Source organism: Devosia sp. T2-14 (genome assembly GCF_055397495.1).
In genome coordinates this window covers 691,266-704,368 of the sequence record NZ_AP027921.1, presented here as the reverse complement: position 1 = coordinate 704,368, position 13,103 = coordinate 691,266, and the positions used below count along the sequence as shown (strand labels likewise).

Here is a 13,103-nt window from a genome sequence, read left to right as displayed (position 1 = left end):
GGTCGAATGCCGACTGCAGGGCGCCCGGTGCCGATGCAGGGATTTCAGTTACGCGGAGACGAAAACAATGACTGAACTTCGCAAGGTCGCCATCGTGGGGTCGGCGCGCATTCCGTTCGCGCGCGGCAACACCGCCTATATCGAGCAGACCAACCTCTCCATGCTCGGCACCGTCATGGGCGGGCTGGCCGACAAATATGGCCTCAAGGGCGAGAAGATCGACGAGGTCATCGCCGGCTCGGTGATCGGGCATAGCCGCGACTTCAATATTGCCCGCGAGGCGACGCTCGATGCCGGCTTCTCGCCGCGCACGCCGGGCACCACGATGCAGATCGCCTGCGGCACCAGCCTGCAGGCCGCTTTGGTGCTGGCCGCCAAGATCGCCTCAGGCGAAATCGACAGCGGCGTGGCCGCGGGTTCGGATACCGTCAGCGACAGCCCCATCGTCTTCGGCAACAAGTTCCAGCATCGCCTGCTCGATGTGAATAAGGCCCGCAGTACGGGTGAGAAGTTCAAGGCGTTCAAGGGCTTCTCGTTTGGCGAACTGACGCCGGTGGCGCCCTCGGTCAACGAGCCGCGTACCGGCATGTCGATGGGCCAGCATTGCGAGCTGATGGCGCGCGAGTGGGACATTACCCGCCAGGCGCAGGACGCGCTGGCCGTGGCCAGCCATCGCAACGCCGCCGCTGCCTATGACGAAGGGTTCCACGACGATCTGCTGGTGCAATGCGCCGGGCTTGACCGCGACAACAATGTGCGCCCCGACGCAAATCTGGAAAAGATGGCGACGCTCAAGCCGGCCTTCGACAAGACCAGCGGGCTGGGTACTCTGACCGCCGGCAATTCGACGCCGCTCACTGATGGTGCCTCCTCGGTGCTGCTGGCGAGCGAGGAGTGGGCGCGGGCGCGTGGCCTGCCGATTCTGGCCTGGCTCACCACTGGCCGGGTGGCTGGCAATGATTTTGCCCATGGCGAGGGCCTGCTCATGGCCCCCACCATTGCGGTCAGCGAGATGCTGGCGCGGGCCAATCTGGGCTTTGACGATATCGATTATTTCGAGCTGCACGAGGCCTTTGCCGCACAGGTCCTGTGCACGCTCAAGGCCTGGAATGATGCTGAATACTGCCGGACCGTGCTCGGTCGCGACCGGGTGCTGGGCCCCATCGATCCCGACAGAATCAACGTCAAGGGCTCGAGCCTGGCCTATGGGCATCCCTTTGCAGCCACCGGCGCGCGCATTCTGGGCCTTACCGCCAAACTGCTCTCGACGGCGCCGGGGAAACGCGCTTTGCTGAGCGTGTGTACAGCAGGCGGCATGGGTGTCGCCGCATTGGTTGAAAGTGCCGCATGAGCGACAACGTCGTCAAATTCCGTCCGATGCCGAAGAAGCCGGACCCCAAGGCGAACCAGAAACCGCCGCGCAAGCCGGGCTTGCCCGGCTGGGTTCCATGGGCGGGTGTGGTTGCGCTGGCCGTGCTCCTCTATCTGGTGCGCCAGCCGGGCCTCTACTGAATAGGGGTAAGCTATGCTCAGAAATGGCAACCTCGCGCAAAGCCATTGCGAGTATTTGACCAGTGTACACTGTGTTAACAATGTGGCCATGGCTGACGCATAGGTCAATCTTTTGCTTGTCAGTGGACGGATTACCGTAATACCGTCCAGCATCTTGCCCGGGGGTGGTGTACGCCACTTCCGGGCACAGACTATCGCATCCCACGGCGAGGACTGTGGGAGCATAAAAGTTTCAGGGACCATAAGGAGATGGGACGAGAATGAAATTTGCGCAGATTTTGATGGCGACAGCCACGGCCGGCGTTATCGCCCTGGCCATGACCGGCGGCGCTTCGGCAGTCACGCTCAACATGATGAACGGTTCCGAGCCCGGCTCGATCGACCCACATCAGGCTTCGGGCGACTGGGAAAACCGCATCATCGGTGACTATATCGAAGGCCTGATGGCCGAAGACGCCAACGCGCAGGCCATTCCCGGCCAGGCCGAGAGCTACACGATTTCCGACGACGGCCTGGTTTACACCTTCAAGCTGCGCGACGGCATTCAGTGGTCGGACGGCACCCCGGTGACCGCCGGCGACTTCGTGTTCGCCTTCCAGCGCCTGTTCGACCCCAAGACCGCGTCGGACTATGCCTATCTGCAGTTCCCGATCGTCAACGCCTCGGAAATCGCCGAAGGCACCGTGACCGACTTCAACGAGCTCGGCGTCAAGGCGCTCGACGACAAGACCGTCGAAATCTCGCTCGAAGGCCCGACCCCGTTCTTCCTGCAGGCGCTGACTCACTACACCGCCTATCCCGTGCCGAAGCACGTGATCGACAAGGTCGGCACCGAATGGACCAAGGTCGAGAACATCGTCTCGAACGGCCCCTACACTCCTAAAGAGTGGGTTCCGGGCAGCTACATCAAGTCGGTCAAGTCCGACACCTACTGGGATGCTGCCAACGTCCAGATCGACGAAGTGAACTACTTCGTGCAGGACGACCTGGCTGCTGCCCTGTCGCGCTACCGCGCCGGCGAGTATGACATCCTGACCGACATTCCGTCGGACCAGGCCGAGTGGATCAAGACCAATCTGCCGGGCCAGGACTACTTCGCTCCGTTCCTGGGCATCTACTACTACGTGATCAACCAGGAAAAGGCGCCGTTCGACAATGCAGACGTCCGCAAGGCGCTCTCGATGTCGATCAACCGCGACGTGATCGGTCCGGACGTGCTGGGCACCGGCGAAGAGCCGGCTTATGGCTGGGTTCCCCCCGGCACCGCCAACTATGAAGGCGTGAGCCCCTATCAGCCGTCGTGGATCAACCTGAGCTACGAAGAGCGCGTTGCCGAAGCCAAGGGCATCATGGAAGGCCTGGGCTATACCTCGGCTTCCCCGCTGGCCGTTCAGCTGAAGTACAACACCAACGACAACCACCAGCGTATCGCCGTGGCGATCTCCTCGATGTGGGAACAGATCGGCGTCAAGACCGAGCTGTTCAACTCCGAAACCGCCGTGCACTACGACAGCCTGCGCGCTGGTGACTTCGACATCGGCCGTGCTGGCTGGCTGCTCGACTACTCGGATCCGTCCAACACGCTTGACCTGCTCCGCAAGGGCATCGAGCAGGGCGGCACCACCAACTGGGGCAACAACTACGGCCGCTATTCGAACGACCAGTTCGAGGCGCTGATGAACTCGGCCACCACCGAGCAGGATCTGGCCGTTCGCGCCAAGATGCTCGGCGATGCCGAAAAGATCGCAATGGATGAAACCGCTGCGTTCCCGATCTACTGGTACATCGCCCAGAACGTCGTTTCGCCCAAGGTTACCGGCTTCGTCAGCAACGCTTCGGACATTCACCGTACGCGTTGGCTCTCCAAGTCCGAGTAATTTCGTACAACCTTGCGGCGTCGCCCTTCGGGGCGGCGCCGTAACTATTCGTCCAGCCCGCTGCTTTGCATCAGCAGCCCGGTGGATGTGAAAGGTCCGAATCCATGTTTGGATATGTGACGCGGCGTGTGCTGTCGGCGATTCCGATAGCGCTGATTGCCGTGACTGCCTGTTTCTTCATTCTGCGGCTGGCGCCCGGTGGTCCCTTTGACGGTGAACGCGCGCTCCCCCCGGTGACGCTGGCGAACCTTCGTGCGCACTACAATCTGGATCTGCCGCTGATCCAGCAATACTTCATCTATGTCGGCCGGCTGCTGCAGGGCGATTTCGGCCCCTCGATGGTCTACAACGACTTCACCGTGGCCCAGATGCTGTGGATCGGTCTGCCCTTCACGCTGATGCTGGGCTTTTCGGCCTTTATCATCGGCACGATCGTTGGCCTGGTGGCGGGCGCGCTGAGCGCGGTCAACCAGAACAAGTGGCCCGATTACGTGCTGGTCATGCTGGTGATGATCGGCCTGGTAGTGCCCAACTTCCTGATGGCTGCGCTGCTGCAGCTGGTCTTCGGCGTCTATCTCGACTGGTTCCCGGCCGGTGGCTGGCGGAACGGGTCGATCGCCCATCTGGTGCTGCCGGTGACGGTGCTGGTGCTGCCCCATGCCGGCCGTACTGCCCGCCTGATGCGCGGCTCGATGATCGAGGTGCTCGGCACCAATTATGTGCGCACCGCCAAGTCGAAGGGTCTGGGCCAAAGGCTGATCCTGGCGCGGCACGCCATCAAGCCGGCGCTGCTGCCGGTGGTGTCCTATCTCGGACCGGGCCTGAGCTATCTGCTCACCGGGTCGCTTGTGGTGGAGCAGGTGTTCGCGCTGCCCGGCATCGGCAAATACTTCATCAGCGCTGCGCTCAACCGTGACTACGGCCTCGTTCTGGGAACGACCATTTTGTACATGTTCATCATTCTCGCGGTGAACCTGGTGGTCGACATTCTCTACGCGTGGCTCGATCCCAAGGTGAGGTACAGCTGATGGCCGGCATAACTGGCAAAGACGCCGTACTCACGGAGTATGCGCGCAAACTCGAAACCCTCGACGCGCCCAAGGGCCGCTCGCTGACCCAGGATGCCGTGCGGCGCCTGGTGCGCAACAAGGCGGCCCTGGTGTCGATTTTCGTCGTGGGCTTCATCATTCTCTTCGCATTTGCCGGGCCGTATTTCCTGCCCTGGACCTATGACAAGATCGACTGGAGCGGCATTCGCAAGCCACCCAATTTCGAGGCCGGCCACTATGCCGGCACCGACCAGAATGGCCGCGACATGCTGGCCCGCATCATGCAGGGCACGCAGATGAGCCTGATCGTGGCGGGCGTGGCGACGCTCGTCTCGGTGTTCATCGGCGTGGTCTATGGCGCGATCGCCGGCTATTTCGGCGGCAAGGTCGATGCCGTGATGATGCGCTTCGTCGACATCATGTATGCACTGCCCTACATCCTGTTCGTGATCATTCTCGTGGTGATCTTCGGGCGTAATCCGGTCCTGCTCTTCGTCGGCATCGGGTGCCTGGAATGGCTGACCATGGCGCGTATCGTGCGTGGCCAGACTATGTCGATCAAGGAACGCGAATTCGTCGAGGCGGCCAAGGCCGGCGGCGCCAAGCCCTGGACCATCATCTTCCGCCACATCGTGCCCAACCTGACCGGTCCGGTGGTGATCTATGCCACCCTTACCATTCCCGAAATCATCCTGACCGAGAGCTTCCTCTCCTATCTCGGGCTGGGCGTGCAGGAGCCGCAGACCTCGCTCGGCACGCTGATTTCGTTCGGAGCGCCGGTGGCGGAAACGCTGCCCTGGATGCTGATCGGCCCCGCCGTGGTGCTGGTCACCCTGCTGCTGTGCCTGACCTATATGGGTGACGGCCTGCGCGACGCGCTCGACCCCAAGGATCGCTGATATGAAACAAGTCCTCAAAGTCGAAGACATGTCGGTCACCTTCGCCCTGCATGAGAGCGAAGTGCATGCCGTGCGCGAAATGAACTTCACCCTCTCGGAAGGCGAGACGCTGGCCGTGGTCGGGGAGTCCGGGTCCGGCAAGAGCCAGGCCTTCCTCGCCATCATGGGCCTCCTGGCCAAGAATGGCCGGGCCGGCGGCCGGGCCATGATGGGGGATATCAACCTCATCGGCATGGAGCCCCGCCAGCTCGACATCCATCGCGGCCGCGACATCGCGATGATCTTCCAGGATCCGATGACGAGCCTGAACCCCACGCTCAAGGTCAAGACCCAGCTCGCCGAAGTGCTGGTCAAGCATCGCGGCTTCGACAAGGCCAAGGCGGTCAAGACCTCGATCGAAATGCTGGAACGCGTCGGTATTCCTGAACCGGTCAAGCGCGCCAACTCCTATCCGCACGAGCTCTCGGGCGGCATGCGCCAGCGCGTCATGATCGCCATGGCCCTGCTGTGCCAGCCCAAGATCCTGATCGCCGACGAGCCGACCACGGCGCTCGACGTGACGGTGCAGGCGCAGATGCTCGATCTGTTCAAGACGCTCACCGAAGACTTCGGCACCTCTCTGGTGCTGATCACCCATGACCTGGGCGTAGTGGCCGGCGTCGCCGACCGGATGATGGTGATGTATGGCGGGCGTGCGGTGGAAAAGGGCACGGTCGACGACCTGTTCTACGATCCGCGCCACCCTTATACGCTAGGCCTGCTGCATTCGACGCCCCATATCGCCCATCGCGCCGCCCGGCTCGATCCGATCCAGGGCCTTCCGCCCAGCCTTGAAAACCTGCCCAAGGGCTGCTCGTTCAATCCGCGCTGCGCCTTTGCCTTTGATCGCTGCCTGGTCGAGCGGCCGGCGCTGGTCGATACCGGCAATGGCCGGGAAAAGGCTTGTTTCTATGAAGGCCCGATGGCCTACGGGAAGGTGGCGTAATGGACCAGACCCCGATCAACCTGCTTGAGATCAAGGATCTCAAGAAGACCTTCTCGATTGCGGGCGGGCTGTTCTCGCGTCGGCTGACGCTGACCGCGCTGGACGATATCAACTTCACCATCCGCCAAGGCGAGACCCTGGGCATTGTGGGTGAAAGCGGCTGCGGCAAGTCCACTCTGGGCCGCTGCATCCTGCAATTGCTCCAGCCCGACGAGGGCCAGGTGCTCTGGCTGGGGCAGGACCTGACGCGCCTGCCGGCCGAGGAGATGCGCAAGCGCCGCCAGGACCTGCAGATCATCTTCCAGGACCCGCTGGCCTCGCTCAATCCGCGCATGACGGTGGGCGAGATCATCGCCGATCCGCTACGCGCCCTTCGCCCCGAAATGGGCAAGGAAGAGCGCCGCGCCCGCGTCCTCAAGACCATGGAATCGGTGGGGCTGCTGCCCGAGATGATCAACCGCTACCCGCACGAGTTTTCGGGCGGGCAGGCGCAGCGCATCGGCATTGCCCGGGCGCTGATCACCGAGCCCAAGCTCATCGTCTGCGACGAGCCGGTTTCCGCGCTCGACGTGTCGATCCAGGCCCAGATTCTCAATCTGCTGGCCGAGCTGAAGGACGAGTTCGGGCTGACGCTGATCTTCATCTCGCACAACCTGTCGGTCGTGCGGCACGTATCGGATCGCATTCTCGTGCTCTATCTCGGCCGCATCGTCGAACTGGCGACCGGTGACGAGATCTATGAAGATCCCAAGCACCCCTATACGCGGGCGCTGCTGACCGCCGTGCCGATCCCCGATCCGAAACTCGCCCGGGAGCGCAATATCGACGCGCTCAAGGGCGAGATTCCGTCGCCGATCAATCCGCCCTCGGGCTGCACCTTCCGCACACGCTGCCGCTTCGCCAAGCCGCTCTGCGCCGAAAAGCGCCCGCCGCTGGAAATGATCGAAGACGGACGCCTGGTCGCCTGCCACCGCTGGCGCGAAATCGGCGTGCCCGAACAGGCCGTCCTGGGCGACTAGCCCCAAAGAACCAAAAAGGCCCGCTCCGGCGGGCCTTTCTTTTTGGGGGGTATGGCGCCGCACCTTCCCCACCCGCGGTGTTATCCCGGCGCAGGCCGGGATCCATCCTGAGATTGCCCCTCGCCGCCAGGTGCCTCGTGGCGCAGGCGGCATACGGCTCCGCTGGTGGTGAGCCCCGATCTCGTTCCCTCTCCCTTGTGGGGAGGGTTAGGGTGGGGGACTTGGCCCAGCACCGAACCCTGGGTACCCCCACCCTTGATCCCTCCCCACAAGGGGGAGGGAGACGACTGACGGGTTCCTGCCCACCACCTTCCCCACCCACGATGTCGTCCCGGCGCAGGCCGGGATCCATATCCGTGGCGCCCCGCACGCTCAGGGGAGGGGGGGCCACTTATCCATCTTGTCCCCGCTGGTTTCATCCGTGTCATCCTGCCCCTACCAATCCCACGACAACAGCGGGTCGCGCGAACCGGCTGTGGGATGGCGGATGGGAGCGGGGGATGTTCGTAAACCCTGTGGGTCCGCGGAAAGTGCCCGGATGTAATGTCCGATCAGCCGAGTCCGCCCACCAGAAGTCCCATCGCATGCGGCGAGGCTCTGCCTCACTCTTCTACTCCCCTCCATGAGGCGAAGACTCGCCGCATGCAACGCTGTGCTGTTGAAACCGTGAGGCAATTGCCGGGCGGCGCTCCGGCGCGGGCCGAGTCCGGTGCAGACCCGAAAAAAGCGGTGGCGGCAGTGCTCGACTCCGCAGGAAACCCGCGTTGGCGGCTGTTGGACGCGCTCCCTGCGCTCCCACTATACTTGTGTGGCCCCAATGGCTTAGCCTGGGGCCGCCGCGGACAATCCACATTCGGCGATGGAGTCGAGGAAAACGCAGTCACAGGGCGATTTTGATCCCCGTTCCGCGTTGACAGGCCAGTCTGTTTTCCATATGTATGCCCCCAGTTTCCGGGCGCCTTGCGCGCCTTCTTTGTTTGACTGAGGATTGACCGATGAAAGTCCGTAACTCGCTGAAGGCGCTGATGACTCGCCACCGCGCGAACAAGCTCGTCCGCCGTCGCGGCCGGGTCTACATCATCAACAAGATGGACAAGCGCTTCAAGGCCCGTCAGGGCTAATCGCGTATTCCATACGACGCTTCAAGCCCGCGCAAGCGGGCTTTTTGCGTTTCTGGGGTTAGTGGATCCCTCGGGGCGCCCGCCCCACCGTCGCGGCCCCGTGTCCAAAGAAAAGGCCCGCTTGCGCGGGCCTTTGGCGTTTCAGTATTTTGCGCAGCAACTCAGCTGGAGCCGGCGCCGTCCTGGCGGACGAAGGCGATACGCAGCATGTTGGTGGCGCCGGGCGTGCCCAGCGGAATGCCGGCGGTGATGGCGATGCGGTCGCCGGGGCGGGCAAAGCCCTCCTGGTAGGCGATGACGCAGGCGCGATCGACCATGTCTTCCAGGTTCACCGCATCCTCGGTCTGCACGCAGTGGACGCCCCAGACGAGCGACATGCGGCGGATGGTGCGCTGGTTGGGCGACAGCACGATGATGGGCTTGCTTGGCCGCTCGCGGGCAGCGCGGATGCCCGTGGAGCCCGAGGAGGTATAGGTGACGATGGCAGCCAGATCGAGCGTCTCGGCCACCTGGCGGGTCGCTGCCGAGATCGCGTCGGCCGCGGTGGCCTCCGGCTCGGTCTGGGCGGCGCGGATGATGCCGCGATAGTTGGCGTCGCTCTCGACGGCCACGGCCACCTTGTTCATGGTCGCGACGGCCTCGACCGGGTACTGGCCCGATGCGGACTCGGCCGACAGCATGATCGCGTCGGCGCCTTCGAATACCGCGATCGACACGTCCGAGACTTCGGCGCGGGTCGGCACGGGGGCGGTGATCATCGATTCCAGCATCTGGGTGGCGACAACCACCGGCTTGCCGTAGCGGCGGGCCATGCGGATCATGCGCTTCTGCAGGCCCGGCACGGTTTCGAGCGGCAGTTCGACGCCCAGGTCGCCGCGCGCCACCATGATGGCGTCGCTCAGCTTGACGATTTCCTCGAGGCGCTCGATGGCCTGCGGCTTTTCGATCTTGGCCATCACGCCGGCGCGGCCCTGCACGATCTTGCGGACATCGATGATGTCTTCGGGGCGCTGCACGAAGCTGAGGGCGATCCAGTCGGCTTCGGCCTTGAGGCCTTCAAGCAGGTCGGCATGGTCCTTCTCGGTCAGCGCGCCGGTCGGCAGCAGCGTATCGGGAAGGCTGACGCCCTTCTTGTCGGAGAGCTTGCCGCCATAGATGACTTCGGTCTCGATGGCGCCATTGCCGACGCGGGTTGCCTTGAGGGCAATCTTGCCGTCGTCGAGCAGCAGGCGGTCGCCGACCGAGACGCTCTCGATGATTTCGGGATGGGGCAAGTAGACGCGCTCGGCATTGCCCTTGTCGTCATTGTGGCTGTCGAGCGTGAACTTCTGCCCGGCGACCAGGTTGATCGAGCCTTCGGCGAACTTCCACACGCGCAGCTTGGGACCTTGCAGGTCGACCAGGATGCCCAGGGGGTGGTTAAGACGCTTCTCGACGGCACGGATGCGCGCCACGGTCTGGTGCAGAACCTCGTGGCTGGCATGGCTCATGTTGATGCGGAACACGTCGGCGCCGGCCTTGGCAAGTTCCTCGATCATCTTTTCTTCGTGGCTGGCCGGCCCGAGGGTTGCGAGGATCTTTGCGCGTCTCATGCGTCTCATTGCGGGTCCGTTTCTTCTTGCGTCGTTATGTCGTCCTGGGGAGCGTCGATGGTGACATCGTCGGGATCGACGAGGAATGCGGGGTCTTCAAGATTTTCACCATCGGGTCCCACCACGGCGGGGCCTCCGGCGCTCTCAGTCAGTTGCAGCGTCCAGTCGGTACGGCTCTGTGTATCGATTTCAAAGAAACCGGTGCGCTCATAGCCGCGCGCGAGGCAATCCTCAACCCCGAATATGGTGAAGGTTTCGTCCCGCGTGCACATGAATACTGAGCCGTCCCATGCACCGCCGCCAATATCATCTACTGCGAAGACATAATAGAAGCGGCGTTCAAGATCGCCCTGATAAAGTACTCGGCAATCGCCCGGTGGGGTCTGCCACCAGCCTTCGCTCATCCAGCCGCGCTCGGCGCGATAGCCCAAAGCCACCGAGACGAGATTGCTCGTTTCGTTGCAGATGCGCAGATCGGCGCGCGCAGGCGTGGAGAAAAAAGCGAGGCTAGCGAGCACCGCGCCAATCAGGGTGATACCGAGACGGGGGATATGCAATTTTCTGCCAGCAAACATCGGGAAAACGTGCCTTCTTTGAGCCCATGGAGAAGCGTTGGTCAATGGCTAATGGCGCGATTTGACGGAATTGCGGGTATGCGGCCCCCACCAGTGTGGAATGGCCCAGAAAGGGGTTGAACCGGGCGGGCTTGTGCTGTTGAACCATGCCAACAAACAAAAGGATTGAGCCATGGCCGTCGAAGACAGCGTTGCCCAGGACCAGTTGCGCGCGTTCATCGAGCGCATCGAGCGCATGGAAGAAGAGAAGGCGGCCATCGCCGCCGATATCAAGGAAATCTACGCTGAGGCCAAGGGCAACGGCTTCGATACCAAGATCCTGCGCAAGATCGTGACCATCCGCAAGCAGGACGCCAATGAGCGCATGGAGCAGGAAGCCCTGCTCGAGCTCTACATGGCTGCGCTCGGCATGGTTGCCGCGCCACCCGAGGACTAGGCGCCTCTGGCGTCAGTGCGGTAATGAAATTCGGGGGCCTTGCGGCCCCCGTTTTCGTTTCTAGCTGGTCTGGGCGAGGGCGGCGGCCATGGCCGCCTCATCGTAGCCCAGTGTGGTCAGCGCCGTGGCGACGATCCCGGCGCGGTCGAGACCGGCATCGGCATACATGTCGGCCTGGCTGGCATGCTCGACAAAGCGATCGGGGATCATCAGCGGGCGGAAGCGCAGCTTGCCATCGAGCAGGCCATTGCTGGCGAGGAAGGTAGCCACATGGCTGCCGAAGCCGCCGATCGAGCCTTCCTCGGTGGTCAGCAGCACGTCGTGGGTGCTGGCCAGCTTGGCGATCAGTTCCTCGTCGAGCGGCTTGAGGAAGCGGGCATCGGCCACGGTGGGGTTGAGGCCAAGCGCGGCCAGCCGGTCGGCGGCCGCCAGCACTTCGCCGAGGCGCGTGCCATAGCTCAGGATGGCGATCGTGGCGCCCTGGCGCACGATGCGGCCCTTGCCGATCGCCAGCTTCTGACCGCGCGCCGGCATATCGACGCCCATGCCGTCACCACGCGGATAGCGGAAGGCAATCGGGCCGTTGTCATAGGCGGCGGCGGTCGCCACCATGTGGCGCAATTCGGCTTCGTCGGCGGCAGCCATCTGCACGATGCCGGGAATGGCGCCGAGATAGGCGGCATCATAATTGCCGGCATGGGTGGGGCCATCGGCACCGACATAACCGGCCCGGTCGATGGCGAAGCGCACCGGCAAATGCTGGATGGCCACGTCATGCACGACCTGGTCATAGGCGCGCTGCAGGAAGGTCGAATAGATCGCGACGAACGGCTTCATGCCCTCGCAGGCGAGGCCAGCCGCAAAGGTCACGGCGTGCTGCTCAGCAATGCCGACATCGAACACGCGGGTCGGGTGGACCTCGCCAAACTTGTCGAGCCCGGTGCCCGAGGGCATGGCGGCGTTGACCGCGACGATGCGCGGGTCGTCATTGGCTTCCTGGATCAGGCTTTCGGCAAAGACCGACGTATAGGACGGGGCGTTGGACACAGGCTTGGCCTGCGCGCCGGTGACCACGTTGAACTTGGAGACCCCGTGATACTTGTCGGCGGAATCCTCGGCGGGGCCATAGCCCTTGCCCTTCTTGGTCACGACATGGACCAGGATCGGGCCTTCGGCCGCGTCGCGCACGTTGTCGAGAACAGGCAGGAGGTGGTCGAGGTTGTGTCCGTCGATCGGGCCGACATAATAGAAGCCGAGTTCTTCAAACAGCGTGCCGCCGGTGAAGAACGAGCGCGCAAATTCCTCGGTCCTTCTTGCAGGTTCATGCAAGAAAGGTGGCAGTTTGCTGACAAGATTCTTGGCCGCTTCGCGGGTGCCGCGATAGACCGGGCCCGAAACCAGCCGGGCCAGATAAGCGCTCAGCGCCCCAGTCGGCGGGGCGATCGACATGTCATTGTCGTTGAGGATGACGATGAGGCGCGCATCCATGGCGCCGGCATTGTTCATCGCTTCATAGGCCATGCCGGCAGACATGGCGCCGTCGCCGATCACGGCGATGACGTTGCGCGGCTTGTCCATAAGGTCGCTGGCCACGGCCATGCCGAGGCCAGCAGAGATCGAGGTGGAGGAATGGCCCGCGCCAAACGGATCGTATTCGCTTTCGGCGCGGCGGGTGAAGCCGGACAGGCCATCCTTCTGGCGCAAGGTGCGGATGCGGTCGCGGCGGCCGGTCAGCACCTTGTGCGGATAGGCCTGGTGGCCAACGTCCCAGATGATGCGGTCGTGCGGGGTGTCGAACACGGCGTGCAAGGCCACGGTCAGCTCGATGACGCCGAGGCCGGCGCCCAGATGCCCGCCAGTGACAGAGACCGCGTCGATCACCTCGGCGCGCAATTCGTCAGACAGCTGCCGCAGGTTCTCGCGCGGCATGGCGCGCAGGTCGGCGGGCGATTGCACGGTGTCGAGCAGGGGCGTGGAGGGCTTGTCGGCCAAGCGGGCGGTCCTTTGCCAATAGCGGCGCTGGAGCACTAACGCTTCC

At 63.4% G+C, this 13,103-nt stretch carries 12 protein-coding genes; 9 read left to right on the top strand and 3 right to left on the bottom strand.

Annotation, left to right across the window (positions count from 1 at the left end; translation table 11 throughout):
* Nucleotides 1–67: 67 nt before the first annotated feature.
* The 8 genes from ACZ5WT_RS03450 (at nucleotide 68) to ykgO (ending at nucleotide 8,462) form a co-directional block, all read left to right on the top strand.
* A complete protein-coding gene (locus ACZ5WT_RS03450) occupies nucleotides 68–1,351 on the top strand; it encodes an acetyl-CoA C-acetyltransferase (RefSeq protein ID WP_464285995.1) in 1,284 nt (427 codons plus the stop codon).
* Nucleotides 1,348–1,512, top strand: a complete 165-nt coding sequence (locus ACZ5WT_RS03445; RefSeq protein WP_464285994.1) for a hypothetical protein — start codon at nucleotides 1,348–1,350, stop codon at nucleotides 1,510–1,512. The genes ACZ5WT_RS03450 and ACZ5WT_RS03445 overlap by 4 nt, the downstream gene beginning before the upstream one ends.
* Before the next feature lie 260 nt (nucleotides 1,513–1,772).
* The gene (locus tag ACZ5WT_RS03440) at nucleotides 1,773–3,389 is read left to right on the top strand and encodes a peptide ABC transporter substrate-binding protein (protein ID WP_464285993.1); all 1,617 of its coding nucleotides are present in this window, start codon (nucleotides 1,773–1,775) and stop codon (nucleotides 3,387–3,389) included.
* Between the two features lie 104 nt (nucleotides 3,390–3,493).
* Nucleotides 3,494–4,417, top strand: coding sequence for an ABC transporter permease subunit (locus tag ACZ5WT_RS03435; protein WP_464285992.1), 924 nt, complete (start codon nucleotides 3,494–3,496; stop codon nucleotides 4,415–4,417).
* Nucleotides 4,417–5,337 (top strand): ABC transporter permease, encoded by a 921-nt coding sequence (locus ACZ5WT_RS03430; RefSeq protein WP_464285991.1) that lies wholly within the window; start codon nucleotides 4,417–4,419, stop codon nucleotides 5,335–5,337. Before ACZ5WT_RS03435 ends, ACZ5WT_RS03430 begins: the two co-directional genes overlap by 1 nt.
* Before the next feature lies 1 nt (nucleotide 5,338).
* Nucleotides 5,339–6,322 carry an ABC transporter ATP-binding protein gene (locus ACZ5WT_RS03425; protein ID WP_464285990.1) on the top strand — a complete coding sequence of 328 codons (984 nt, stop codon included), beginning with the start codon at nucleotides 5,339–5,341 and terminating at the stop codon, nucleotides 6,320–6,322.
* On the top strand, nucleotides 6,322–7,341 hold the full coding sequence (locus ACZ5WT_RS03420) for an ABC transporter ATP-binding protein (protein ID WP_464285989.1): 1,020 nt from the start codon (nucleotides 6,322–6,324) through the stop codon (nucleotides 7,339–7,341). The genes ACZ5WT_RS03425 and ACZ5WT_RS03420 overlap by 1 nt, the downstream gene beginning before the upstream one ends.
* 995 nt (nucleotides 7,342–8,336) lie before the next feature.
* On the top strand, nucleotides 8,337–8,462 hold the full coding sequence (ykgO, locus tag ACZ5WT_RS03415; protein WP_464285988.1) for a type B 50S ribosomal protein L36: 126 nt from the start codon (nucleotides 8,337–8,339) through the stop codon (nucleotides 8,460–8,462).
* 161 nt (nucleotides 8,463–8,623) lie between these two features.
* Here the strand turns inward: ykgO and pyk are convergent, their stop codons facing one another.
* Both pyk and ACZ5WT_RS03405 read right to left on the bottom strand, forming a co-directional pair.
* Nucleotides 8,624–10,063: a pyruvate kinase gene (pyk, locus tag ACZ5WT_RS03410; protein WP_464285987.1), complete on the bottom strand. Its 1,440-nt coding sequence runs from the start codon at nucleotides 10,061–10,063 to the stop codon at nucleotides 8,624–8,626.
* A complete protein-coding gene (locus ACZ5WT_RS03405) occupies nucleotides 10,060–10,629 on the bottom strand; it encodes a DUF1036 domain-containing protein (RefSeq protein ID WP_464285986.1) in 570 nt (189 codons plus the stop codon). Before ACZ5WT_RS03405 ends, pyk begins: the two co-directional genes overlap by 4 nt.
* 172 nt (nucleotides 10,630–10,801) lie before the next feature.
* Between ACZ5WT_RS03405 and ACZ5WT_RS03400 the strand changes: the two genes are divergently transcribed.
* Nucleotides 10,802–11,065: a DUF2312 domain-containing protein gene (locus ACZ5WT_RS03400; RefSeq protein WP_464285985.1), complete on the top strand. Its 264-nt coding sequence runs from the start codon at nucleotides 10,802–10,804 to the stop codon at nucleotides 11,063–11,065.
* A gap of 60 nt (nucleotides 11,066–11,125) precedes the next feature.
* Here ACZ5WT_RS03400 and dxs read toward each other — a convergent pair whose 3' ends face one another.
* Nucleotides 11,126–12,994: a 1-deoxy-D-xylulose-5-phosphate synthase gene (gene dxs / locus ACZ5WT_RS03395; protein ID WP_464287146.1), complete on the bottom strand. Its 1,869-nt coding sequence runs from the start codon at nucleotides 12,992–12,994 to the stop codon at nucleotides 11,126–11,128.
* Between the last annotated feature and the right edge of the window lie 109 nt (nucleotides 12,995–13,103).

What these genes read in the sequence shown, in the direction of transcription:
- ACZ5WT_RS03405 (WP_464285986.1), bottom strand. Translation starts at nt 10,629, where the DNA reads ATGTTTGCTGGCAGAAAATTGCATATCCCCCGTCTCGGTATCACCCTG.
- ACZ5WT_RS03430 (WP_464285991.1), top strand. Translation starts at nt 4,417, where the DNA reads ATGGCCGGCATAACTGGCAAAGACGCCGTACTCACGGAGTATGCGCGC.
- ACZ5WT_RS03440 (WP_464285993.1), top strand. Translation starts at nt 1,773, where the DNA reads ATGAAATTTGCGCAGATTTTGATGGCGACAGCCACGGCCGGCGTTATC.
- ACZ5WT_RS03435 (WP_464285992.1), top strand. Translation starts at nt 3,494, where the DNA reads ATGTTTGGATATGTGACGCGGCGTGTGCTGTCGGCGATTCCGATAGCG.
- ACZ5WT_RS03450 (WP_464285995.1), top strand. Translation starts at nt 68, where the DNA reads ATGACTGAACTTCGCAAGGTCGCCATCGTGGGGTCGGCGCGCATTCCG.
- ACZ5WT_RS03425 (WP_464285990.1), top strand. Translation starts at nt 5,339, where the DNA reads ATGAAACAAGTCCTCAAAGTCGAAGACATGTCGGTCACCTTCGCCCTG.
- ACZ5WT_RS03420 (WP_464285989.1), top strand. Translation starts at nt 6,322, where the DNA reads ATGGACCAGACCCCGATCAACCTGCTTGAGATCAAGGATCTCAAGAAG.
- ACZ5WT_RS03445 (WP_464285994.1), top strand. Translation starts at nt 1,348, where the DNA reads ATGAGCGACAACGTCGTCAAATTCCGTCCGATGCCGAAGAAGCCGGAC.
- dxs (WP_464287146.1), bottom strand. Translation starts at nt 12,994, where the DNA reads ATGCCGCGCGAGAACCTGCGGCAGCTGTCTGACGAATTGCGCGCCGAG.
- ykgO (WP_464285988.1), top strand. Translation starts at nt 8,337, where the DNA reads ATGAAAGTCCGTAACTCGCTGAAGGCGCTGATGACTCGCCACCGCGCG.
- ACZ5WT_RS03400 (WP_464285985.1), top strand. Translation starts at nt 10,802, where the DNA reads ATGGCCGTCGAAGACAGCGTTGCCCAGGACCAGTTGCGCGCGTTCATC.
- pyk (WP_464285987.1), bottom strand. Translation starts at nt 10,063, where the DNA reads ATGAGACGCATGAGACGCGCAAAGATCCTCGCAACCCTCGGGCCGGCC.